Genomic DNA, 22002 nt, shown 5'->3' with positions numbered 1-22002 from the left:
GTGGCGATGCGGCCAGAGAGAGAAGGAACAGGTACCATGACCATCAAGCTGCAAAAGCCTGACATCACAGAGCTGAAGCCGCGCATCACCGTGTTCGGCGTTGGCGGCGGCGGCGGCAATGCCGTCAACAACATGATCACCGCCGGCCTCCAGGGCGTCGACTTCGTCGTCGCCAACACGGATGCGCAGGCGCTGACGATGACGAAGGCTGAGCGCATCATCCAGCTCGGCGTCAATGTCACCGAAGGCCTCGGTGCCGGCTCGCAGCCGGAAGTCGGCCGCGCGGCCGCCGAGGAGTGCATCGACGAGATCGTCGATCACCTGAACGGCACGCATATGTGCTTCGTCACCGCCGGCATGGGCGGCGGCACCGGCACAGGTGCTGCTCCCGTTGTCGCACAGGCCGCCCGTAACAAGGGCATCCTGACCGTCGGCGTCGTCACCAAGCCGTTCCATTTCGAAGGCGGGCGCCGCATGCGTCTGGCCGAGATGGGCATCCAGGAACTGCAGAAGTCTGTCGATACGCTGATCGTCATTCCGAACCAGAACCTCTTCCGCATCGCCAACGACAAGACGACCTTCGCCGATGCCTTCGCCATGGCCGACCAGGTTCTCTATTCGGGCGTTGCCTGCATCACCGACCTGATGGTCAAGGAAGGCCTCATCAACCTCGACTTCGCCGACGTCCGCTCGGTGATGCGCGAAATGGGCCGCGCGATGATGGGCACTGGCGAAGCCTCCGGCTCCGGCCGCGCGCTGCAGGCCGCAGAGGCTGCTATCGCCAACCCGCTGCTCGACGAAACCTCGATGAAGGGCGCCCAGGGCCTGCTGATCTCCATCACCGGCGGTCGCGACCTCACCCTCTTCGAAGTCGACGAAGCCGCGACCCGCATCCGCGAGGAAGTCGATCCTGACGCCAACATCATCCTCGGCGCCACCTTCGACGAATCGCTCGAAGGCATCATCCGCGTCTCGGTCGTCGCAACCGGCATCGACCGGGCGATGAACGAAGCCGCCGAGCGCAACCTCCAGCCGGCCGCAAGGCCCGCTATCCGTCCTTCCGCGGCTGTTGCTCCGGCAGCGGCCGCAGTTCAGCCTGCCCCCGTGATGCAGGCACCGAAGGCCATGGATCCGATCGCGCAGACCATCCGCGAAGCCGAGATGGAACGCGAGCTCGAAATTCCGGCCCCGCGTGCTGCCGCACCGCTGCAGCAGCCAGCGGCACAGCAGGAAACCTTCCGTCCGCAGAGCAAGATCTTCGCGCCTGCGCCGGAAGCTCCGGCAATGCGTCCTCAGGTGCAGCAGCAGGCTCCGGCGCCCGTCATGAGCCAGCCGGTCATAAGTCAGCCGGTCCAGCAGCAGCCGGTCCGGCAGGAGCCGACCATCCGCCAGGCCGAACCGGTGCGCATGCCCAAGGTTGAGGATTTCCCGCCGGTCGTCCAGGCCGAACTCGACCACCGCACGCAGCCGGCTTCCGCGCACGCGGCGGACGAGCGCGGCCCGATGGGCCTGCTCAAGCGAATCACCAATTCGCTTGGCCGCCGCGACGACGACGCCGTTGCCGCCGATATGACCGCAGCACCGCCGGCCGCTTCGCAGCAGCGCCGTCCGCTGTCGCCCGAGGCAAGCCTCTACGCACCGCGCCGCGGCAACCTCGACGACCAGGGCCGGGCAGTTCCGCAGGCCCGGATGATGCAAGAAGACGACCAGCTGGAAATCCCGGCATTCCTGCGTCGCCAGTCGAACTGAGGCCGTGCTTCGGCACCGTTTATGCCCGGGATCAAGGTCCCGGGCATTGCTGTTTTTCAGCCTGCGATTCGCGAGCAATTTCAATCGCGTGACTTCGTAACAAAGCGAAAGAAACAGTGATTTGGATTGGCGCGCCGGCGCACGTAAGTATGGTGCAATGAAACTGCCCCAGGAGACCTTTCGGCTCCGGCTGCAGAATGAACGATGACCGTGCCGATCGGACAGACCGCCGGTACGGAAGAATAAAAGGCAGAATTTATGGCGATTGGCTTGCTGGGTTTTCAAACGACGGTATCGCGTCCCGTGACGCTTTCGGGCACCGGGGTCCATTCTGGCGCGGAAGTCTCGATCACCCTCAATCCGGCCGAATCGGACACCGGCGTCGTTTTCCAGCGCCTGCATGACAATGGCGACATCACCGAACTCAAGGCCGTCTCCTCGCAGGTCGGCAATACCGACCTCTGCACTGTGCTCGGATTCTCGCCGACCCATTCGGTCGCGACGATCGAGCATGTCATGGCCGCCGTCTATGCGCTCGGCCTCGACAATGTGGTGATCGAGGTGCAGGGCTCCGAAATGCCGATCATGGACGGCAGCTCGCTGCCCTTCGTCGAGGCGATCGAGCAGGTCGGTCTCGTCTCGCTCGGCGTCAAGCGCCGCTATATCCGTATCACCAAGCCGGTGCGAATCGAGCATGGCGGCTCCTGGAGCGAATTCCGCCCCTATGACGGCACGCGCTTCGAAGTCGAGATCGATTTCGATTGCCCGCTGATCGGCCGGCAGAAGTGGGCCGGCGACATGACCGCCGCCGTCTTCAAGACCGAGCTTTCCCGCGCCCGCACCTTCGGCTTCATGCGCGATGTCGAGCGTCTCTGGGCGTCGGGCCACGCGCTCGGCTCCTCACTCGAAAACTCCGTTGTCATCTCGGACGACAACACCGTCATCAACGTCGAAGGACTGCGTTACGCCAAGGACGAATTCGTCCGCCACAAGGCGCTCGATGCCGTCGGCGATCTCTCGCTTGCCGGCGCCCAGTTCATCGGCTGCTACCGTTCCTATCGCGGTGGTCACAAGATGAACGCCAATGCGCTGAAGGCGCTGCTCGCCGATCCCTCCGCCTACGAGGTGGTCGAAACGTCGACGCCGCGCCAGCGCGTCGCTGCCCGCGAACTGATCGCGGTCAGTGCTTCGGAATTCGCTCCCTGGTCGGCATGACCTCCAGCATATTCTCAAGACCAGGCCGCCTCTTTCCCGGAGGCGGTTTTTTTATGTCCGGCCGCGTCTGCGGCAATAGACCGATGCTCGGCCGCCACAGGTCGGGAAGAAGTTGAAAAGCCGGTCATTTCTGCGGCTGCTGCCACAAAAATGCGTTAATGCCTTATCATTGCGTTGCTCTTGATGCACATTTGTGGCTAGAAACGCCAGCGAGGCGTGGCTGCCGTGGAGCGAGCGGCGGCAGTGGGGTTTTTTCGAATGGGTTATGCAGGATCTGAAGGTATGATGAAGACAGCGCGTGCTTTGTTCGCATCGCTTCTGGTGCTCAGCGCAGGCGCCTTGATCTCCAGTTGCCAGTCGGACCCCGATATCGACATCACCAAGCTCGGCCTCGAAACCGATCCGCCCGACGTGCTCTACACGCAAGGCCTTGCCAATATGAAGGCCGGCAACATGGCGGAAGCGGGGCGCAAGTTCGACGCGATCGACCGCGAGAACCCGTTCTCCGAATGGGCGCGCAAGGCGCTTGTGATGAGCACCTTCGTCAAATACCGCCAAGGCCGCCTGGACGATGCGCTTGCTTCCGGCAACCGCTACATGTCGCAATATCCGAAGTCCCAGGATGCCGCCTATGTGCAGTATCTGATCGGTCTCACCTATTCCAAGCAGATCGTCGACGTGACGCAGGACCAGCGCGCCTCGGCCAAGACGATCGAGGCGATGCAGGCCGTCGTCGACAACTATCCGAACTCCGAATATGTCGACGACGCACAGGCCAAGATCCGTTTCGCGCGCGACCAGCTCGCCGGCAAGGAAATGCAGATCGGCCGGTATTACATGGAGCGGAAGGAATATCTCGCCGCGATCTCGCGCTTCCGCATCGTCGTCGAGAAATATCCGAATACGAACCAGATCGAAGAGGCCTTGGCGCGTCTCGTCGAAGCTTATTATGCCATGGGCATCGTCGACGAGGCGCAGACAGCCGCTGCCGTTCTCGGTCACAATTATCCCGACAGCCAGTGGTACGCTGATTCCTACAAGCTGCTGCAGAACGGCGGTGCCGAGCCGCGTGAAAACAAGGGCTCGTGGATCGCCGCAGCGGGCAAGAAACTTCTTCTCGGTTCCTGAGGCCAATGCTGATCCAGCTTTCGATCCGCGATATCGTCCTGATCGAGCGGCTGGATCTTGCCTTCGAGACCGGCCTCTCCGTGCTGACAGGCGAGACTGGGGCAGGCAAATCCATCCTGCTCGACAGTCTGTCGCTGGCGCTCGGCGGGCGCGGCGACGGCGGCCTGGTGCGCCATGGCGAGGACAAGGGCCAGGTGACGGCGGTGTTCGACGTCGGCATGGAACACAGCGCCCGCATGCTCCTGCGTGAAAACGGCATCGACGACGAGGGCGACCTGATCTTCCGCCGCCTGCAATCGGCGGACGGGCGCACCAAGGCCTATGTCAACGACCAGCCGGTCAGCGTGCAGCTGATGCGCCAGGCCGGTCAGATGCTGGTCGAAATCCACGGCCAGCACGACGATCGCGCCCTTGTCGACACCAATGCCCACCGCACGCTGCTCGATGCCTTTGCCGGCCTCACTGACGAGGTTTCGGAGGTCTCCAGGCTCTATCGCCTGTGGCGCGACAGCGAGCGGACGCTGAAGAAGCACCGCGAGAAGGTGGAAAGCGCGGCGCGCGAAGCCGATTACCTGCGCTCTTCCGTCGAGGAACTCGAGAAGCTCTCGCCGCAGGATGGCGAGGAGGAAGAGCTCGCCGATCGCCGGCAGAAGATGATGAAGGCCGAGCGAATCGCCGGCGATATCGCCGAGGCGTCCGAATTCCTGAACGGCAATGCCTCGCCGGTGCCCCATATCGCCTCGCTGGTGCGCCGGCTGGAGCGCAAGAGCCATGAGGCGCCGGGACTGCTCGAAGACACCGTGACGCTGCTCGATGCCGCGCTCGATCAGCTTTCCAACGCGCAGATGGAAGTCGAGGCGGCACTGCGCAAGACCGAATACGATCCGAGAGAGCTGGAGCGGGTGGAGGAGCGGCTTTTCGCGCTCAGGGCCGCCTCGCGCAAATATTCCGTGCCCGTCACCGAGCTGCCGGCGCTTGCCGTGCGCATGATCGCCGATCTTGCCGATCTCGACGCGGGCGAGGAGCGGCTTGCGCGGCTCGACGCCGAGGTCGGCCTGGCCCGGGAAAATTACGATGCGGCGGCGCGCTCGCTCTCCGACAAGCGCCATCATGCCGGCACCGCACTGGCTGGGGCCGTCATGGCCGAACTGCCGGCGCTGAAGCTCGAACGGGCCCGTTTCATGGTCGAGATCACCACGGATGCGCACGAGGCTCTGGCTGAAGGCATCGATGTGGTCGAGTTCCACGTCCAGACCAATCCCGGCACGCGGCCGGGCTCGATCATGAAGGTTGCCTCCGGCGGCGAACTCTCGCGTTTCCTGCTGGCGCTGAAGGTGGCGCTCGCCGATCGCGGATCGGCCCCGACGCTTGTCTTCGACGAAATCGATACCGGCGTCGGCGGTGCGGTGGCCGATGCGATCGGCCAGCGGCTGAAGCGGCTGTCGGAGCGGGTGCAGGTGCTGTCGGTCACGCATGCGCCGCAGGTCGCGGCGCGGGCGGCGACACATCTCTTGATCTCCAAGGGACCGTCGGCCGACGGTTCGGAAAAGATTGCCACGCGTGTGGCGACGATGGCGCAGAAGGACCGCACCGAGGAGATCGCCCGTATGCTGGCCGGGGCTTCGGTCACCGAAGAGGCGAGGGCGGCGGCGAAGCGGCTGCTGGCCGGCAACGGCTGATTTTTCTTCCGACGTTCTTTCGGCTCGGGCAGGCGGGATGACAATCATCGCGCATCGCGATATGCGCTGAAGCTTCCCGATCGGCGGCGAGCTCAAGCCATGCGACTTTTCCATTTCAGCGACGATCCCGGTATCGTAGCGTTCGAACCGCGCCCGGTTCGCATTCCCTCCGCCCGCGCGCCCGGCCGGGATTGGCTGAACGGTCCGCTCGTCTGGGCAATCGATGCCGATCATGATTTCATGTATCTCTTTCCGCGCGATTGCCCCCGCATCCTGCTCTGGGCGACAGCCGATACGTCGGAGGTCGAACGGCGGCACTGGCTCGGTGACTGGCGGGCCGTCGCCTACGTCGAGCGCCATTGGTCGGAAAGGCTCGAAGCGGAGACGATCCACCGTTACGAGATGCCGGCCGAGGGCTTCGAGGATCTGGGGGATGCTGGCATGTGGGTGTCCCGCAGAGGCGTCATTCCCGTGGAAAGGACTGCCATCTCGCGGCTCGAGCAGGAGTTTGGGCCGCGCGGGGTGGAGCTTCGGGTGGTCGATAGCCTGCGGCCGTTGAAGGGTCTCTGGAACAGCAGCCTGCATGTCAGCGGCATCCGGCTGCGCAATGCCGTGGATTGGGAATAGGCCAGGTAGACCGATCTTCCTTTCGAAGGACCGCAGCCTCTCTTTTCATCCGGCAATTTTGCTCTAAAAACAATCCAGATTTTCTGACCAGATTCTCTGGAGTGATGTTCCATGTCCACCGAAGGTTCCGCCGTCGACACGTTGACGATCGAAGAGGCTGCCGCCGAGCTTGAACGGCTGGCAAAGGAGATTGCTCATCACGATGCGCTCTACCACGGCAAGGACCGGCCGGAGATTTCGGATGCCGATTACGACGCGCTGAAGCGCCGCAACGATGCGCTGGAAGTGCGTTTTCCCGAGCTGATCCGCGAAGACAGCCCATCGCGGCACGTCGGCGCAGCACCCTCTGTCACTTTCTCGCCCGTTGTTCACGCACGGCCGATGCTGTCGCTCGACAACACCTTCTCGCAGGAGGACGTGCAGGATTTCGTCGCTGGCGTCTATCGCTTCCTCGGCCGGCTGCCGGACCAGTCGATCGCCTTTACCGCCGAGCCGAAGATCGACGGTCTCTCGATGTCGATCCGTTACGAGAACGGCAGGCTGGTGACAGCTGCAACGCGCGGCGACGGCACGACGGGCGAGAATGTCACCGCCAACATCCGAACCATCGCCGAGATCCCCAATGAGCTGCCGAAAGGGGTGCCCTCGGTCGTGGAGATCCGCGGCGAAGTCTATATGGCCAAGAGCGACTTCCTGGCGCTGAACCGGCAGATGGAGGCGGAGGGCAAGCAGACCTATGTCAATCCGCGCAATACGGCGGCCGGATCGCTGCGCCAGCTCGATGCCAAGGTGACGGCGAGCCGCAAGCTGAAATTCTTAGCCTACGCCTGGGGCGAGATGTCGGAAATGCCCGCCGACACGCAATTTGGGATGGTGCAGACCTTCAAGGGCTGGGGTTTTCCCGTCAATCCGCTGATGAAGCGATTGAACTCGGTCGCCGACATCCTGTCGCATTATGACGAGATCGGTCTCGAGCGCCCGGATCTCGACTACGATATCGACGGCGTCGTCTACAAGGTCGACAGTCTCGAGCTGCAGGCCCGTCTCGGCTTCCGCTCGCGTTCGCCGCGCTGGGCGACGGCGCACAAGTTTCCGGCGGAGCAGGCTTTCACGATCGTCGAGAATATCGACATCCAAGTCGGCCGCACCGGCGCCCTGACACCGGTCGCACGTTTGACGCCGATCACCGTCGGTGGCGTGGTCGTCACCAATGCGACGTTGCACAACGCGGATTACATCAGGGGCATCGGCAATGGCGGCGAGCGCATCCGCGACGACGAGCACGATATCCGCATCGGCGATACCGTCATCGTGCAGCGCGCCGGTGATGTGATCCCGCAGGTGCTCGACGTCGTCATGGAGAAGCGCCCGGCCGAGGCCAGGCCCTATGAATTTCCGAAGACCTGCCCGGTCTGCGGTTCGCATGCGGTGCGTGAAAGACATGAGAAGACCGGCAAGCTCGATTCGGTCACCCGCTGCACCGGCGGCTTCATCTGCCGGGCGCAGGCGACGGAGCATCTGAAGCACTTCGTTTCGCGCAACGCCTTCGATATAGAAGGGCTCGGTTCGAAGCAGATCGACTTCTTCTTCGAAAACGAGGACGCGTCCCTGCAGATCCGCACTGCGCCCGATATCTTCACGCTGGAGAAGCGTCAGCAGCAATCGCTGACCAAGCTGGAGAATATTGATGGCTTCGGCAAGGTCAGCGTCGGCAAGCTCTATGCGGCGATCACCGAACGGCGCAGCATTGCGCTCCACCGCTTCATCTACGCGCTCGGCATCCGCCATGTCGGCGAGACCACGGCGAAGCTCTTGGCGCGCTCCTACGGCACCTATGCGGCCTTTGAGACGGGCATGCGGGAGGCCGAAGCGCTTGCCGGCGACGCCTGGAACGATCTCAACGCCATCGAGGGTATCGGCGAGGTCGTGGCGCGCGCCATCGTCGAATTCTACAAGGAGCCGCGCAATGTCGAGGTGATCACCCGACTGCTAGAGGAAGTGACGCCCGAGGAGGCCGAACAACCGAAGACGGCAGGCAGCCCGGTTGCCGGCAAGACTGTGGTTTTCACTGGCTCGCTGGAAAAGTTTACCCGCGACGAGGCGAAGGCGAGGGCGGAAAGCCTCGGCGCCAAGGTGGCGGGATCGGTCTCGAAGAAGACCGACATCGTCGTTGCCGGCCCCGGCGCCGGCTCCAAGCTCGACAAGGCGCGCGAACTCGGCGTGCAGACGATGGACGAGGATGAATGGCTGGCACTGATTAGCGGGTGAAGGGCTGACGGCGAGCTGCCAGCCTCCCGCTCGCTCATAGCCTGAGCCGTGCCATCGTATAGGCGTCGACATACGCTCCTGATCGAAAGCCGAAGGCCTTCAGCAGGCCTTCCTGCTCGAAGCCGAATTTCCGGTAGAGGCCGATGGCGACATCGTTGTCGGTGTAGACGGTCAGTTCCAGCCGTTTGATATCGAGCCAGTCATCGGCAGCATCGACCATCGCGCCGAGCAGGATCCGTCCGAAGCCGCGGCCGGTGAAATCGTCATGCACGCCCATGCCGATGCTGGCGACGTGCTGCCGGCGGCCGGAAAGACGGTTGAGGCCGCCATTGCCGACGATTTTGCCGTCTTGGGTGACGACGAGGTTGAGCGCGCCTGGCGACGGATTTTCCATGTACTTGCGAACCTCTTCGACCCTCTGGTACGGCGGCCGCAAGGTGCCGGCCCGGTAGCCCGGCAGATTTATGAGATCGGTGATCTCCTCTGCATCGGACAGGCGGACGGCGCGCACGACGACGCCAACCGGCAGGCGCGCTCGGCCGCGAGGTTCATTCTCTTCGTTTTCGGACATTCATGCTCTCCATCAGTGTCGGGAGGAGAGCCGGTTTCCGAAAACCCTGCTCGCCTCGGCAGGGTTTTCGGGATGATCGGATCGCTGCTAACGCGCCATCGCTCCCGCGTACCCTTCAAGGGTCGTGGTGTGATGAATAAGCGCTGCCATGGTTACGGAACCGATCATGGCAGCAAGTTTCGATATGTGGGGTAAAAAGTCAACCTTGCGTCGTGTCGAATTTGCGCCGTGGGAAGCGGGGCGGTATTTCTGTGCCTCGAGAAACGATTCGGATTGCTGCATTGAAGACCATTGCGATTGACTTCGAGACGGCAAACGAACAGCGCGGCAGCGCCTGTTCCGTCGGCCTTGCCTGGATCGAGGACGGCAGGGTCACGCGCGTCGAGGAGCGGCTGATCCGGCCGCGGCAGATGCGCTTTTCCGGGATGAACATTGCAATCCATGGCATCCGGCCGGAGCATGTCGAGGACGCGCCCGAGTTTCCCGAGGTAATGGATGAGTTCGAGGAGGATTTTCGCGGCGCGACGATGATCGCGCACAATGCCGCCTTCGATTTCAGCGTCTGGCGGGCGAGCCTCGATCTCTACCGGCAATCCTATCCGGAGCTTACCTATCTCTGCAGCCTGAAGATGGCGCAGCGGATCTGGCCGCATTTCCTCTCGCACCGGCTGAACCTCATCGCAGAGCATCTGGGCCTGCGATTCGTGCACCACAACGCCGCCGAAGATGCCGCCGTCTGCGCAGCGGCCGCAATCGAGATGGCAAGGGCGGTCCAGGCCCATGCCGTCCACGCTATACCGACGTTGATCGGCATGAAGCCAGGTCGGCTGACGGCGCAGGCCTACGAGCCCTGCACCTGCCGAAAGGGCTGAGTGTTCTCACGTAACCGCATTTCTTGCAAAGCATGGGTCCATGCTTATCTAGAATGTGGATTATTCAGGGAGCCGCCATGTCCAGACAGCGCAATTTTCTCCTCGCCGCCTTCTCTTTCGCCGCCCTTTCCGCAGGTACTGCGTCGGCCGAAGTCGTCGGCAAGGTCGGGGTCGACTGGATCGGCAACGACATCATCGTCGATGCGGTCTCCGACCCTGACGTCAAGGGCGTCACCTGCCACGTCACCTATTTCGACCGCAGCCTGATCGACCGGTTCAAGAACGGCAACTGGTTCGAGGATCCGTCCAACAATTCCATTGCCTGCCGGCAGACGGGGCCGATCGAGATCGGCAATATCGACCTGTCCAAGGATGGCAGCGAGGTCTTCCGCCAGGGCATGTCGCTGATCTGGAAGACTCTGGTCGTCAACCGCATCTACGACAAGACCAACGACACGCTGATCTATCTTGCCCATTCGCGCGAACTGACGGACGGTTCGGCGAAGATGTCGATCTCGACCATCCCGCTCTACGGGCAGAACGTTGTGTGGAAGAACGGGAAGCCGCAGTAGGGCAAGCCGTCTCCCCCAACCCCCTAATCCCTGTGCTTGTCACAGGGATCTAGCGCGCCCAAGTCCTTGGGCGTAGGAAGCTCATTTCCCTAAATAGCTGGGTTGTTCACCGCGCAGACGCGCGGTGGCCGGATCCCTGTGACGAGCACAGGGATGAGGGTCGTGGAGGCTGTGCCATGTTGCCTGGCGAGATCAGGCCGCTTCATATCCTCTAAACATAAAGGCCCGGACGAGCCGGGCCTTCGAATTCCAGGATATGAGTATTCCTCAGGCCGCCTGTGTCAGCTCGTCGGCAATGACCGTGTCGAGGTTCAAGAAGCAGACCATGGTCTTTTCGAGCGCGACGATGCCGCGGCAGAAGGCGCGCTGGGCTTCCGGGATGATTTCCGGCGGCGGCTGCAGGTCTTCGCTCTTGATGGTCATCATGTCGGAAACCTGCTCGACCAGCAGGCCGACCAGCTTGCCGGCGATGTCGGTGACGATGATCGCCGAGCGCTCGGAGGGCTCGGTCATCTTCATGCCGAGGCGGCAGGCCATGTCGATAACGGGGATCACCGCACCGCGCAGGTTGATGAGACCCAAGACGTAGGGCGGGGTGTGCGGCATCGGCGTCACCGGCGCCCAGCCGCGGATTTCGCGGATGGCCATGATGTCGATGCAGAATTCCTGATCGCCCAGGTGGAACGAAACGATTTCGAGATAAGCGCCCGACTGCTTGATGGCGTTGTTGTTGTTCATGGTCAGAATTCTTCCCAGTTGTCCCCAGCGGGAGAGGCGATGCAGAACCGCCGTTAAATATAGATGTGACGGCTTAAGTCTTTCCTAACGATATGTATTTTCGGATTGCCCGTCGCTTTAGAGGTAAGCCATTCATACACATGCATTTTTGATCCATGCAGATTCCTGAGGGCGGATTTCGTTGCCGTGGCAGGTTCTGCCGGTGAGACAATTCAACACGGGTTCGAAAACATATTCTTGAATTGCGCGCCTCCGGTCGAGGCTATAATCACGCCAGCAGTGGCGGGCGGCACATCCGCCTGGATCGAGGATTATGCCAATGAAGACATTCCGCATCGCCGTCTGGGTAGGTGTCCTGATACTGGCCGGGTTTCTCGGCGGGTTCACGTACTATCTTAACAGATCGGGGAATGTGGTGGCGGAGGCTCCCTTCGGCGTGCCCTTTACCCTGGTCTCCCAGAGCGGGCAGCCGATCACCGAGGAGGCGCTGCGCGGCAAGCCGACGGCGCTGTTCTTTGGCTTCACCCATTGCCCGGAAGTCTGCCCGACGACGCTTTTCGAGCTGAACGGCTGGATGGAGAAGGTCGATCCGAAGGGCGATAAGCTGCAGGCCTATTTCGTCACCGTTGATCCGGAACGCGACACGCCTGAGATCATGAACGAATACGTCTCCAATGTTTCCAAGCGCATCACTGGCATTTCGGGCGCGCCCGATAAGATCGCCGAGGTCGTCAAAGGGTTCCGCGTCTACGCCAAGAAAGTGCCGGTCGACGAGAAGGATCCGAACGGCGACTATACGATGGACCACACCGCGTCGGTCTTCCTGCTCGATTCGGCCGGGCGATTTTCCGGAACGATCGCCTATGGCGAAAACCCGGACACGGCGGTAAAGAAGCTGGAGAATCTCGTCAGCAAGGGGTGACAGCTTCAGCGTGATGGGGCGTTGGCTCGATCGGTGGCGGGCAACGGAAACGGGAAAGACCGCCTATCGTGAGTGAAATCCGCCTTTACGTGACGACGACCGAAAGCAAGGCCGAGGAGATCCTCGACCTTCTGAGCGCGGTCTTCGGCGAAGAAGACTTTGCCATCGGCACCACCGAGATCGACGAGAAGAAGGATATCTGGGAAGCCTCGATCTATATGATGGCTGAGGACGAGGCAGAAGTGCGTTCCCGCGTCGAGACGGCACTGACGACTGCCTTTCCCCAAGCCGTGCTGGAGCGGGAAGTCATTCCCGAGGTCGACTGGGTCGTGAAATCGCTGGAGGGGCTGAAGCCCGTCAGGGCAGGGCGCTTCCTGGTGCATGGTTCGCATGACCGCGACAAGGTCCGTCCCGGCGACATAGCGATCGAGATCGATGCCGGCCAGGCCTTCGGCACCGGCCATCACGGCACGACGGCGGGCTGCCTCGAGGTGATCGATAGCGTGGTGCGCTCGCGCCCGGTCCGCAACGCGCTCGATCTCGGCACCGGCAGCGGCGTACTGGCGATTGCGGTGCGCAAGCTCAGGAACATACCGGTGCTGGCGACCGACATCGATCCGATCGCGACGAAGGTGGCGGCCGAGAACGTGCGCCGCAACGGTATCGCTTCGGGCATCGTCACCAGAACCGCGCCGGGCTTTCATTCGACGGCCTTTTCCGAGCATGGTCCCTTCGATCTCATCATCGCCAACATTCTCGCCCGGCCGCTGATTAAGATGGCGCCGAAGCTTGCGACGCATCTTGCGCCTGGCGGATCGGTGATTCTTTCAGGCATTCTCGCCGCGCAACGATGGAAGGTGATTGCCGCCTATAGCGGCGCGAGGCTTCGCCATGTCAGAACCATCTGGCGGAATGGCTGGGTGACCATCCATCTCGATCGGCCTTAATGTTTCAAGGCTGTGAGCAGGTGATTTCTCCTGCGACGCATACGTCGCTTGAGGCAACGCGCCTCCTCCCACCCTCTTCCCTGTGCTCGTCACAGGGATCCAGCCACCGTGCGTCTGCGCGGTGAATGACTCCATACGAGCTTGAAGAGAGTTTCCCGCGCCCAAGGACTTGGGCGCGCTGGATCCCTGTGACAAGCGCAGGGATGAGGGCGGTGGCAGGTGCCGGACCGCTTTGTCGAAAGGGAGCCGCTCCGTGAGCCTTTGTTGAAGACAACAAAAAAGGCGGTGCCGATGGCACCGCCTTGGACCGGTCTATCCGGTCAATGCCCGCGAGCTCAAGGGGAGGAGCGCTCGAGCGGGCTCTACTGCATTCCAATAGGCCGGTCCGGGAGGGAGGAGACGGACTGGCTTTCAGGCTTAGAACGCGTAGCTGGGGGCGCCCTTGTGGCGCGTGGCCCGCTGGCCGGCGCCGAGCAGCTTGAGGCTGTCCTCGTTCTGCGGGCGGCGGGCGCCGATCACGTGACGCACGGTCTGGCGTTCGCCAGCCTGCACCGGGCTGCTATATGCGAAGCGCGAGAGAGAGGCGGTCATTTCAAGAATTCCTTTGGTTACAGGTTCATCGCGAACCGTTCGATGACGCCTATATAGCTATTCTGAAATGCGGAGGCAGAGGGTTTCGCTCATGGGAGCCATGCGGCCAATGCATAAAGCGTGCCAAATTAACTTTTGGCGTCACAGTTCTGTCAAAATGTTGAGCGGCCCCAGGGGGTTCGACTCGTTTTGTCGCTTTTTCTCCCCATCGGTTGAAATTTCGCTAACATGGCCGGCATCCCATTAACCGGATTCGTCTCAATCATTCGGGTTTCCAGCATGTTCCAGTCTTTCGAGGTTACCTCCACGCCGCAATTCGGCAGGGATCGTGTATCGGCGCTGCGCGCTAGTTTCGATTCGCTCGGCATCGACGCCTTCCTCGTGCCGCGCGCCGATGAATTCAATGGCGAATATGTTCCAGCATGTTCGGAGCGCTTGGCATGGCTGACGGGCTTCACCGGCTCGGCCGGCATTGCGCTGATCCTGCGCACGCAGGCGATCGTCTTCGTCGACGGACGCTATGTGACGCAGCTTGCCGAACAGGTCGACGGCTCGGTCTTTTCGGGTGGCGATCTCGTCAACGAACCGCCGCATGTCTGGCTTGCCGCAAACGGAGCCAAGGGCCTGCGGCTCGGCATCGACCCCTGGCTGCATGCAGGGGCCGAGGTGCGCCGTCTGGAAAGGGCGCTGTCGGAGATCGGCGGCACGCTGGTCTTCCTGCCGTACAATCCGCTCGACAGGCTTTGGGCTGACCGGCCGGCCGAGCCGCTTGGCGCGGTCAGCGTCCAGAACGTCGCGCAGGCCGGCGTACTGGCGAGGGAGAAGATCGCGACGATCGCCGCGGATCTTTCTAAGAAGAACCTTGCGGCGGTGCTGATCGCCGATCCTTCTTCGGTCGCCTGGACCTTCAATATCCGCGGCGCCGACGTGCCGCACACGCCGCATCCGCTGGCGCGTGCCATCATTCATGCCGACGGCCGGGCCGAGATCTTCCTCGACAAGCGCAAGACCGGCATCGAGCCGGAGGCCTATCTCGCGCAGATCTGCACGCAGCTGCCGCCATCGGCGCTGGAAGAAAAGCTCGCTGCCGTTTCCAGGGATGGCGGCCGCGTGCTGATCGACCCTGACATCGCCGCCTATGCGCTGGCGGAGATCATCCGCAAGGCGGGCGGCGAAGTGGTGGAGGGCGCCGATCCCGCCAAGTTGCCGCGCGCAGTGAAGAACGACGTCGAGATCAACGGCTCGGCCGCCGCGCATCTGCAGGACGGGGCGGCGATGGTGGAATTCCTTTATTGGCTGTCGCAGACGAAGCCCGGCACGGTGAGCGAGATCGCTGCTGCCGAGCATCTCGAAGCGACGCGCGCCCGCGTCGGCCAGAGCATGCAGAACCCGCTGAAGGACATTTCCTTCGACACGATTTCGGGCGCCGGCGAACATGCGGCGATCATGCATTATCGCGTGACGACCGAGACCAACCGGATGATCGAGGCCGGCGAACTCTTCCTGATCGATTCGGGCGCGCAATATATCAACGGCACGACCGACATCACCCGCACCGTTGGCATCGGCACTGTTTCGGAAGAGCATCGGCGCTTCTTCACGCTGGTGCTGAAGGGGATGATAGAGATCAGCACGGCGCGTTTCCCGAAGGGCACGCGCGGCTGCGACCTCGATCCGCTGGCGCGCATCGCGCTGTGGCGGACAGGGGCCGATTTCGCCCATGGCACAGGCCACGGCGTCGGCTCCTATCTCTCGGTGCATGAGGGGCCGCAGCGCATCTCCAGGCTTTCGACGCAGGAACTGCTGCCCGGCATGATCCTTTCGAACGAGCCTGGCTATTACCGGCCGGGCAGCTTCGGCATCCGCATCGAGAACCTGATCTATGTGCGCGGGGCCGAAGAGATCGAGGGCGGCGATGCGCCGATGCTCGGATTCGAGACGCTGACTTTCTGCCCGATCGACCGCAGCCTCGTCATTCCGGAGCTTCTGACCCACGACCAGTTGCACTGGTTCAACGACTATCATCGCCGCACATGTGAGGCGCTGATGCCGCTGATCCATGATCACGATGTCAGGGCGTGGCTCGAAAACGCGACGCTGCCGCTGGAATATTGAGAAAACGGCATTACAGCGTCGGCGACGCTGTAATGCCTTAAATTGCGCCGGCTTTCGGGCCGGTGCTCAGGTGCCGATCGTGTGGCGCCAGGTCATCACGACGATCCAGGCGGCGACCAGCATCCATGTATGGCTGAAGCGCAGGCCGATGAAGAGGGCGACGATCAGCGCCAGCTTCGATTCCCAGCCGCCGATGAAGAAGGCGGGCGCGACCAGCGTCGTCAGCACGGCCGCCGGCACGGCGTTCAGCGCCGCCTCCATGCGCGGGGGGATGCTCTTCATTCGGGTGATGAGGATATAGCCGCCGATGCGGGTGGCGAAGGTGGCGGCGGCTGCGGCGAGGATGACGAGCGCCATGTGAAGGTCGAATTCCATGGCTCAGACCTCGTGCACTTCGGATTTAAGGGCGTCGGCTTCGAGATCGGTCTCTTGCGGCGGCAAAGGCAGCACGGCGGCGAGCAGGATGCCGACGGCAGCACCGAGGCTGACATGCCAGGGCGAGCCGACATAGCGGTAGGCGAGTACGGAAGCCACCGCGCTGACGAGCGCCACGGGCAGGAAATTGTCGCGCTTGCGGAAGCCGAGGACGATGCCGAGGAAATAGGCCGGCAGCAGGATGTCGAGGCCGATCGCATTGGAATCGCCGATGAAGCCGCCGAGCATGCCGCCGACGACGCTGATCAGCACCCAGGGAATGTAGATGATGATGCCGAAGCCGAGATACCAGGCGAAGGTGAGTTGCCGGCCGGACTCGCCACGCTTCACCGCTTCGGCGAATTGCGGATCGACGAGCAGGAAGAAGGTGAAGAATTTCTGCACCGGCGTGAAATGGCCGATGTAGCGCGCCAGCGCCGCCGAATAGAGCACGTGGCGGAAATTGACGGCGAGGATCGACAGCACGATCAGCCAGGCATGGACATTGTGACCGAAGAGTTCGATGCCGACCATCTGGCTGGCGCCGGCATAGACCGTGGCGCTCATGAAGGCGGCTTCGGAGAGCGACATGCCGTTTTCGACCGCAAGCGCCCCGAACAGGGCACCAAAGGGCGCCGATGCCAGCGCAACGGCGGAGCCGCCCCGCAAACCTTCAACAAAGTCGGCGCGATTCATGGGATATTTCCTGTTGGAATTCAGGTCTCCCCTTATGGTCTGCGGCTTGCAACGGCAATTGAATTTCATTGATTGACCAATCGATTTCGCTGAACCATCAAAGTCCTGATCGCATTCGGTAAAGAGGCAAACATGAAGAAGATCGAATTTTCGAAGGACGAAAAGGCTGAGATCGTTTCGCGCATCCGCGCTTATTTCGACCGGGAACTTGATCCCATCGGTGCATTGCCGGCTGAATTCCTGCTTGACTTCTTCGCCGAGGAGATCGGGCCGTACTTCTACAATCGAGGGCTAAGAGATGCCCAGGCCGCCTTATTGCAGAGAATGGACGACGTCGCCGAGGATATCCATCTTCTTGAGAGGGAGGAAAAATTCTAAAGCGCGCCGCGACCTTTCAGATTCGCTTGTCGCGTTTAAACCGCTGCACAGTTTTGCGCGACATGCTTCAGCGCCCCTGAAATCAAAACAGGGCCTTCACTTAACGCCAAATTATTTCTGCCCCGATATGGTCGAGACGCTTTCGTTCACAGGGTTGCGTGTTATTTGGCCGTGATTGTCTCTGCTATCGATGAACCTCGATCCGCGAAACTCGGCAAGGCGTTGATCTTTATGGTCTGGCTTGCGCTGGCGTCTGCGCTTTGCTGGTCCGAAACGGTCTGGCGTGACGAGGTTCGTGCTTTGTCACTCGCCCTCCAGGGGGATAGTTTCATCGATATGCTTCGCCAGATGCATGGCGAGGGTCATCCTGCTGTCTGGTATATCCTTCTGCGCGCCGCCTATATCGTCATCGGTTCGCCGGTCGTCCTGAAGATACTTGCGCTGACGATTGCGGCAGCAGCCGCCTATCTTCTTGTTTTCCGGCTCAAGCTGCCGCTTTCCATCATGCTGCTGTCGTTGTTTGGCGGCTTTTCGCTTTTCGAGTATGCCGCGATGTCGCGAAATTACGGCATCAGCATGCTGGTGATTTTCCTTATCGTCCTGAGCTGGGACAAAGGAACACGCAACGGTATACTGCTCGGCCTGCTTTTTGCATTGCTGGCCAATACCAACGTCCATTCGGTCGTCCTCGTCGGCGGCTTCCTTGCCTATTGGTTTTTCGATCTGGTCCTTGCGCGCCCGAGATCTCCTCCGACGGAATATCGGGCCTTTGCGACGGCCGCTGCCATTGCCGCGCTTGGAATTGTTCTCTGTTTCGCAACAGTCTATCCGACTTTCAACGATACGGGGCAGAACGATCTCAGCGGCGAGAATTTCGCCTTGCTTGCCCTTCGTGCTCTTGTCGCGCCCAGCTCGCATTTCATGGCGTTCTATCCCAACATCGTCCTTGAATTGGTCGTGGCGTATCCGTTGGCGTCCCATATTTTCGCAGCGTTGATGTCCGTGCTCATCTACGGCAGCCTGCTGGCGTTGGCGGACCGGCGACCGGCGATGATCGCAGCGGCACTCGTCCTTCTAGGGCTTTCGCTCCTTTTTACGCTTGTCTATCCCGGCGGATACAGACATCAGGCGCTCTGGCTGGTTTTCATGATCGCCATTACTGCTTTGAGCCCACGCTCTCAGCGCGAAGGGGCAGGCGTTGCGGACATCGAGGCTGCCGGCGGTATCGTAAGGTTCGCCCGTCTGTGCTTCCCGATATTGCTGGCGCTACAGGTCGTGTCCGGCATCGAAAAGGTCAATCAGGCCTTCGTCGCTGAAATACCCTTCAGCCGAAGCAAGGATTTCGGTGCGTTCATGCAATCGCGCCCTGATCTCAAGGACGCGGTCATCATGGCGGATCCCGACTATCTCGTGGAAGCCTTGCCCTATTACGTCTCCAATCGCACCTATCTTCTGCGGGAGGAGCGGTTCGGCGCCATCGTACGATACACAAAGAACGCGCGGCTTTCGCTCAGCCTTGCCGATATTCTGCTAACGGCACATCGATTGCAGCAGAGTGAGCATGTGCCTGTTGTCATTCTTCTTTCGCAGCGGCTTGATCAGATTACTGCGCCCGTCTCCCTGCGTGAAAGCTACGTTTGGCGGTTGTCTCTGACGCCGGAAGACATTTCTGCCTTCCAGAGCGCGACAAGCCTCATCAAGCGCTTCGGCGCGACCGCGGGAAGCGATGAGACGTACGACGTCTACGTATTGAAATAGGAGGCCCCGTCAGCAGGCTCTTCGGGCCTCCGCTCTCTCCACCGCCGCCTCAGCCCTCGCGCTTCATCCGTTCACGGCGCGCGATTTCGGCTTCCGAAGGCTCCGTCATTCCAAAACTGCCGGTTTTGACCTCGCCCGCGCGCTCGTAGACGCTCATGATGACGCCGGTCGTCGATACCGAGTTGGCCGTGAGCTTCAGCGCCTCCGGCCTGGCGCCATTGCCGAACAAGCGCTTCCCGGGGCCAAGGATGAGTGGGAAGGTCAGGAGCCGTAGTTCATCGATCAGGTCGTGCGCCAGCAGGGTTTGCAGCAGGCCACTGCTGCCCTGCGTCAGGAGGTCGGGACCGTCTACTTGCTTCAAGCGGGCGATTTCGGGGGCGACATCGCCGCGCAGCGCAAAGGAATTTTCCCAGGTGAGCGGCTCCTTCGAGGTGGTCGCGACATATTTTGTCGCGGCATTGAAGGCTTTTCCAATGGGATCGTCTGCGCCGACGAAGGGCCAGTGCGCGGCGAAGATCTCGTAGGTCTTGCGGCCGAGCAGCAAGGCGAAGCGGTCGTTGAAGATCCCGTCCATGAACTTGCCCATCGGTTCGTCCCAGTAATTGACGGTCCAGCCGCCAAGGGTGAAGCCGCCGGTCGGATCCTCCTGCGGCGCGCCCGGCGCCTGCATGACGCCATCCAAGCTCACGAAGGCGGCGGTAACAAGCTTTCTCATCTCTCAACTCCCATGATTCATCATTGGTGTGTTCAGAGCCAAGGACGGATGGACGTGTGCCGATCCGACATCCGCCACGTTGTCTTTTATCGCTGATCGCAATCAGCCTGCCAGGACCTTGGCGCTGTCGATGATGGCGATGCCATGCGTCCGCATTTCCTCGATGGCGGCGGCGACGCCTTCGGGCGTGATGCCGCGGCTTGCATCCTCGATGAAGCGCACGCGGACACCCGGCATCATCTCCAGCGCGTCGAGCGCGGAGAACTTGACGCAATAGTCGGTCGCCAGCCCGCAGACATCGAGATCGGTGACGCCCTGATCCTCGAGGAAATCGGAAAGCCCAGTCGAGGCATCGCGGTCATTGTCGCGGAAGGCCGAATAGCTGTCGATACCAGGATCCTCGCCCTTCTGCTGGATGAGGTCGATCTCTTCGGATTTGAGCTCGGGGTGCAGTTCGGCATCGAGCGTACCCTGAATGCAGTGATCGGGCCACATCATCTGCGGCTTGCCCGACAGTTCTCCCATCTCGAAGGGGGCGGCACCGGGATGGGCGGAGGCGAAGCTGCCGTGGCCCGGCGGATGCCAGTCCTGCGAGGCGACGATCAGATCGTATTTGCCGCTGTCGATCAGTCTGTTTGCGACGGGAACCACCTTGTCGCCCTCCCGCACCGGCAGATTGCCGCCCGGACAGAAGCCGTTCTGAATGTCGACGAGCAGCAGCGCTTTCATCAAGGCCAATCCCTTCGCTTTATTGCAGTGCAAGATGCCAGATGCACTCAATGCATCAACTAGTGAATTTCCAGGGGGCAGCATGCAAGTGCTAATTCTGGCACTAGCGGTAGCAGATGGCTGAGAAAAATAATCGAATGCAAGCGATGCCGGAGCTGGCGGGCTTTCGCGTCGAAAGAGAAGAAGGGGTAAGAGATTTTGCGCCTGGCGGATCGAGGCTCCCGGCAGAGTCTCCCCGGCCAGACTCTGCCACGTCGTTGGTGGTCGCGGTGGCCTAAGCGAGCGTACCGTCTCTATGCGATACGCTGGCTTTCGCCGCTGCGGCATTTCGTCCGTCCATCAAATGAAGGCCAGGCCACCGAGCTATCTTCTGCGCGGTTAAGGTTAATTATGTGGATTGCTAAAAGTATCTCTGATTGTGTTGTGTTGTATATTAGTTTTGAATTGGAGGCAGCAAATGACTTTAAGGGCTGAAGCAAGCGGACGGCGTCTATCCGACACGGATGCTGCGTTAGTTAAGGGGATGGGTGCTCGCAATGATCGTCATCACGATATAGCGGCGTGGTTCGGAGTTAATCAGGGGCGTATCGCCGAAGTACTATCCGGAAAAAAATTTCAACAGGTGGCCGCAGCGCCAGAGCATCAACTTCCTCCGCCCGGACCTTATTCGTCTGGTAGAGCAGCTCACCATTCACTTGTCGCGCTTGAAGAAGCTAAGTCCGCTCTTGAGCTGGCGTTGCAAAACATTGATCTGGCGCTCAAGGAAGTGAAGAAGCTGAAGTAGGGGAGCATACTCACTCGACAAATCTAATCAGCATCCGCTTCTGTCCCGCGCCGGTCGTAGCCATTGCCGAGGAGAGGTGAAACAAGCGGTTGCGGAGAGCAGAACGCAGCGGACATGCCAGGCCGATCTTGCTCCCGATCGCGATTTCTGCCTTTCTTGCCTGAGCGCCAGCCGGAACCCAAGCTATGTCGGAGCCTCAATCAGACGAAAAGATCGATGCGACGTTCCGCAACGGCTCGCTGACGGCGACCGGGATCATTCTCGGTTTCTCGCTCAATTTCATCAGTCTCTGGGTATCCAATCCGAATGACTGGAGCCGCATCGATCTGCTGCCGATGTCGTTCCTGACGGTCGGTATCGTCATTCAGGTGAAGGTGTTTGCCGATCTCTTGGCGCGCGACTCTCTGCTCGCCGCCAAATATGACCGGGCTCGGCGACTATTCCTAATCGGGCTGTCGATCGTCGCCTTAGGAATGGGGATCGCCCTGCTGAACGATATTCTCGGGCTCAGCAGTATGCGGATGTTCGGGTGAG

At 61.3% G+C, this 22002-nt stretch carries 22 protein-coding genes; 15 read left to right on the top strand and 7 right to left on the bottom strand.

Annotated elements, in window-relative coordinates; genetic code table 11:
- Positions 1-36 precede the first annotated feature (36 nt).
- The 6 genes from ftsZ (at position 37) to ligA (ending at position 8666) form a co-directional block, all read left to right on the top strand.
- The gene (gene ftsZ, locus OIU37_RS06950) at positions 37-1749 is read left to right on the top strand and encodes a cell division protein FtsZ (RefSeq protein WP_264256740.1); all 1713 of its coding nucleotides are present in this window, start codon (positions 37-39) and stop codon (positions 1747-1749) included.
- 258 nt (positions 1750-2007) lie between these two features.
- Complete coding sequence (gene lpxC, locus OIU37_RS06945) at positions 2008-2964, top strand: UDP-3-O-acyl-N-acetylglucosamine deacetylase (protein ID WP_264256739.1); 957 nt, start codon at positions 2008-2010, stop codon at positions 2962-2964.
- A gap of 258 nt (positions 2965-3222) precedes the next feature.
- The gene (locus OIU37_RS06940) at positions 3223-4092 is read left to right on the top strand and encodes an outer membrane protein assembly factor BamD (RefSeq protein WP_264256737.1); all 870 of its coding nucleotides are present in this window, start codon (positions 3223-3225) and stop codon (positions 4090-4092) included.
- Between the two features lie 5 nt (positions 4093-4097).
- Complete coding sequence (gene recN, locus OIU37_RS06935) at positions 4098-5771, top strand: DNA repair protein RecN (RefSeq protein ID WP_264256735.1); 1674 nt, start codon at positions 4098-4100, stop codon at positions 5769-5771.
- Between the two features lie 99 nt (positions 5772-5870).
- Positions 5871-6398 carry a DUF6886 family protein gene (locus OIU37_RS06930; protein ID WP_264256733.1) on the top strand — a complete coding sequence of 176 codons (528 nt, stop codon included), beginning with the start codon at positions 5871-5873 and terminating at the stop codon, positions 6396-6398.
- Positions 6399-6509: 111 nt separating this feature from the next.
- Positions 6510-8666, top strand: a complete 2157-nt coding sequence (gene ligA / locus OIU37_RS06925; protein WP_264256732.1) for an NAD-dependent DNA ligase LigA — start codon at positions 6510-6512, stop codon at positions 8664-8666.
- A gap of 34 nt (positions 8667-8700) precedes the next feature.
- Here the strand turns inward: ligA and OIU37_RS06920 are convergent, their stop codons facing one another.
- A complete protein-coding gene (locus OIU37_RS06920) occupies positions 8701-9237 on the bottom strand; it encodes a GNAT family N-acetyltransferase (protein ID WP_264256730.1) in 537 nt (178 codons plus the stop codon).
- A 281-nt stretch (positions 9238-9518) separates the two neighbouring features.
- Here OIU37_RS06920 and OIU37_RS06915 point away from each other — a divergent pair, with 281 nt between their 5' ends.
- Complete coding sequence (locus tag OIU37_RS06915; protein WP_264256728.1) at positions 9519-10109, top strand: 3'-5' exonuclease; 591 nt, start codon at positions 9519-9521, stop codon at positions 10107-10109.
- A gap of 77 nt (positions 10110-10186) precedes the next feature.
- Positions 10187-10681 (top strand): CreA family protein, encoded by a 495-nt coding sequence (locus OIU37_RS06910; protein ID WP_264256726.1) that lies wholly within the window; start codon positions 10187-10189, stop codon positions 10679-10681.
- Between the two features lie 267 nt (positions 10682-10948).
- Here OIU37_RS06910 and OIU37_RS06905 read toward each other — a convergent pair whose 3' ends face one another.
- Positions 10949-11419: a chemotaxis protein CheW gene (locus tag OIU37_RS06905; protein ID WP_003541378.1), complete on the bottom strand. Its 471-nt coding sequence runs from the start codon at positions 11417-11419 to the stop codon at positions 10949-10951.
- A gap of 319 nt (positions 11420-11738) precedes the next feature.
- Here OIU37_RS06905 and OIU37_RS06900 point away from each other — a divergent pair, with 319 nt between their 5' ends.
- On the top strand, positions 11739-12341 hold the full coding sequence (locus tag OIU37_RS06900) for an SCO family protein (RefSeq protein WP_168310000.1): 603 nt from the start codon (positions 11739-11741) through the stop codon (positions 12339-12341).
- Positions 12342-12409: 68 nt separating this feature from the next.
- Positions 12410-13288 (top strand): 50S ribosomal protein L11 methyltransferase, encoded by an 879-nt coding sequence (locus OIU37_RS06895; protein ID WP_264256671.1) that lies wholly within the window; start codon positions 12410-12412, stop codon positions 13286-13288.
- 417 nt (positions 13289-13705) lie between these two features.
- Here the strand turns inward: OIU37_RS06895 and OIU37_RS06890 are convergent, their stop codons facing one another.
- Complete coding sequence (locus OIU37_RS06890; protein WP_003541368.1) at positions 13706-13879, bottom strand: hypothetical protein; 174 nt, start codon at positions 13877-13879, stop codon at positions 13706-13708.
- Between the two features lie 279 nt (positions 13880-14158).
- Here OIU37_RS06890 and OIU37_RS06885 point away from each other — a divergent pair, with 279 nt between their 5' ends.
- The gene (locus OIU37_RS06885) at positions 14159-15994 is read left to right on the top strand and encodes an aminopeptidase P family protein (protein ID WP_264256660.1); all 1836 of its coding nucleotides are present in this window, start codon (positions 14159-14161) and stop codon (positions 15992-15994) included.
- Positions 15995-16060: 66 nt separating this feature from the next.
- Here the strand turns inward: OIU37_RS06885 and OIU37_RS06880 are convergent, their stop codons facing one another.
- Both OIU37_RS06880 and OIU37_RS06875 read right to left on the bottom strand, forming a co-directional pair.
- A complete protein-coding gene (locus OIU37_RS06880) occupies positions 16061-16369 on the bottom strand; it encodes an AzlD family protein (RefSeq protein WP_182208886.1) in 309 nt (102 codons plus the stop codon).
- A 3-nt stretch (positions 16370-16372) separates the two neighbouring features.
- Positions 16373-17104 carry an AzlC family ABC transporter permease gene (locus tag OIU37_RS06875; RefSeq protein WP_264256657.1) on the bottom strand — a complete coding sequence of 244 codons (732 nt, stop codon included), beginning with the start codon at positions 17102-17104 and terminating at the stop codon, positions 16373-16375.
- A 132-nt stretch (positions 17105-17236) separates the two neighbouring features.
- On the opposite strand from OIU37_RS06875, the gene OIU37_RS06870 reads away from it, so the two are divergent.
- Both OIU37_RS06870 and OIU37_RS06865 read left to right on the top strand, forming a co-directional pair.
- Positions 17237-17482: a DUF2164 domain-containing protein gene (locus OIU37_RS06870; protein ID WP_182208888.1), complete on the top strand. Its 246-nt coding sequence runs from the start codon at positions 17237-17239 to the stop codon at positions 17480-17482.
- 165 nt (positions 17483-17647) lie between these two features.
- Positions 17648-19240, top strand: a complete 1593-nt coding sequence (locus OIU37_RS06865; RefSeq protein ID WP_264256655.1) for a hypothetical protein — start codon at positions 17648-17650, stop codon at positions 19238-19240.
- 49 nt (positions 19241-19289) lie between these two features.
- On the opposite strand, the gene OIU37_RS06860 is transcribed toward OIU37_RS06865, so the two are convergent.
- Together OIU37_RS06860 and pncA are read right to left on the bottom strand one after the other, a co-directional pair.
- The gene (locus OIU37_RS06860; RefSeq protein WP_264256653.1) at positions 19290-19955 is read right to left on the bottom strand and encodes a dihydrofolate reductase family protein; all 666 of its coding nucleotides are present in this window, start codon (positions 19953-19955) and stop codon (positions 19290-19292) included.
- 102 nt (positions 19956-20057) lie between these two features.
- On the bottom strand, positions 20058-20684 hold the full coding sequence (gene pncA / locus OIU37_RS06855) for a bifunctional nicotinamidase/pyrazinamidase (protein WP_264256651.1): 627 nt from the start codon (positions 20682-20684) through the stop codon (positions 20058-20060).
- 457 nt (positions 20685-21141) lie between these two features.
- Between pncA and OIU37_RS06850 the strand changes: the two genes are divergently transcribed.
- Both OIU37_RS06850 and OIU37_RS06845 read left to right on the top strand, forming a co-directional pair.
- Positions 21142-21468, top strand: a complete 327-nt coding sequence (locus OIU37_RS06850) for a hypothetical protein (RefSeq protein ID WP_180694585.1) — start codon at positions 21142-21144, stop codon at positions 21466-21468.
- 185 nt (positions 21469-21653) lie between these two features.
- Positions 21654-22001: a hypothetical protein gene (locus OIU37_RS06845; RefSeq protein ID WP_180694586.1), complete on the top strand. Its 348-nt coding sequence runs from the start codon at positions 21654-21656 to the stop codon at positions 21999-22001.
- Position 22002: the final 1 nt, after the last annotated feature.

The organism is Rhizobium sp. BT-226 (genome assembly GCF_025847085.2).
In the GTDB taxonomy this organism is placed as follows: domain Bacteria; phylum Pseudomonadota; class Alphaproteobacteria; order Rhizobiales; family Rhizobiaceae; genus Rhizobium; species Rhizobium sophorae.
Note: the sequence above shows the minus strand (reverse complement) of the source record. Positions and strands in the feature narration are given on the sequence as shown.

What these genes read in the sequence shown, in the direction of transcription:
- ftsZ (WP_264256740.1), top strand. Translation starts at nt 37, where the DNA reads ATGACCATCAAGCTGCAAAAGCCTGACATCACAGAGCTGAAGCCGCGC.
- lpxC (WP_264256739.1), top strand. Translation starts at nt 2,008, where the DNA reads ATGGCGATTGGCTTGCTGGGTTTTCAAACGACGGTATCGCGTCCCGTG.
- OIU37_RS06940 (WP_264256737.1), top strand. Translation starts at nt 3,223, where the DNA reads ATGGGTTATGCAGGATCTGAAGGTATGATGAAGACAGCGCGTGCTTTG.
- recN (WP_264256735.1), top strand. Translation starts at nt 4,098, where the DNA reads ATGCTGATCCAGCTTTCGATCCGCGATATCGTCCTGATCGAGCGGCTG.
- OIU37_RS06930 (WP_264256733.1), top strand. Translation starts at nt 5,871, where the DNA reads ATGCGACTTTTCCATTTCAGCGACGATCCCGGTATCGTAGCGTTCGAA.
- ligA (WP_264256732.1), top strand. Translation starts at nt 6,510, where the DNA reads ATGTCCACCGAAGGTTCCGCCGTCGACACGTTGACGATCGAAGAGGCT.
- OIU37_RS06920 (WP_264256730.1), bottom strand. Translation starts at nt 9,237, where the DNA reads ATGTCCGAAAACGAAGAGAATGAACCTCGCGGCCGAGCGCGCCTGCCG.
- OIU37_RS06910 (WP_264256726.1), top strand. Translation starts at nt 10,187, where the DNA reads ATGTCCAGACAGCGCAATTTTCTCCTCGCCGCCTTCTCTTTCGCCGCC.
- OIU37_RS06905 (WP_003541378.1), bottom strand. Translation starts at nt 11,419, where the DNA reads ATGAACAACAACAACGCCATCAAGCAGTCGGGCGCTTATCTCGAAATC.
- OIU37_RS06900 (WP_168310000.1), top strand. Translation starts at nt 11,739, where the DNA reads ATGAAGACATTCCGCATCGCCGTCTGGGTAGGTGTCCTGATACTGGCC.
- OIU37_RS06890 (WP_003541368.1), bottom strand. Translation starts at nt 13,879, where the DNA reads ATGACCGCCTCTCTCTCGCGCTTCGCATATAGCAGCCCGGTGCAGGCT.
- OIU37_RS06885 (WP_264256660.1), top strand. Translation starts at nt 14,159, where the DNA reads ATGTTCCAGTCTTTCGAGGTTACCTCCACGCCGCAATTCGGCAGGGAT.
- OIU37_RS06880 (WP_182208886.1), bottom strand. Translation starts at nt 16,369, where the DNA reads ATGGAATTCGACCTTCACATGGCGCTCGTCATCCTCGCCGCAGCCGCC.
- OIU37_RS06875 (WP_264256657.1), bottom strand. Translation starts at nt 17,104, where the DNA reads ATGAATCGCGCCGACTTTGTTGAAGGTTTGCGGGGCGGCTCCGCCGTT.
- OIU37_RS06870 (WP_182208888.1), top strand. Translation starts at nt 17,237, where the DNA reads ATGAAGAAGATCGAATTTTCGAAGGACGAAAAGGCTGAGATCGTTTCG.
- OIU37_RS06860 (WP_264256653.1), bottom strand. Translation starts at nt 19,955, where the DNA reads ATGAGAAAGCTTGTTACCGCCGCCTTCGTGAGCTTGGATGGCGTCATG.
- pncA (WP_264256651.1), bottom strand. Translation starts at nt 20,684, where the DNA reads ATGAAAGCGCTGCTGCTCGTCGACATTCAGAACGGCTTCTGTCCGGGC.
- OIU37_RS06850 (WP_180694585.1), top strand. Translation starts at nt 21,142, where the DNA reads ATGACTTTAAGGGCTGAAGCAAGCGGACGGCGTCTATCCGACACGGAT.
- OIU37_RS06845 (WP_180694586.1), top strand. Translation starts at nt 21,654, where the DNA reads ATGTCGGAGCCTCAATCAGACGAAAAGATCGATGCGACGTTCCGCAAC.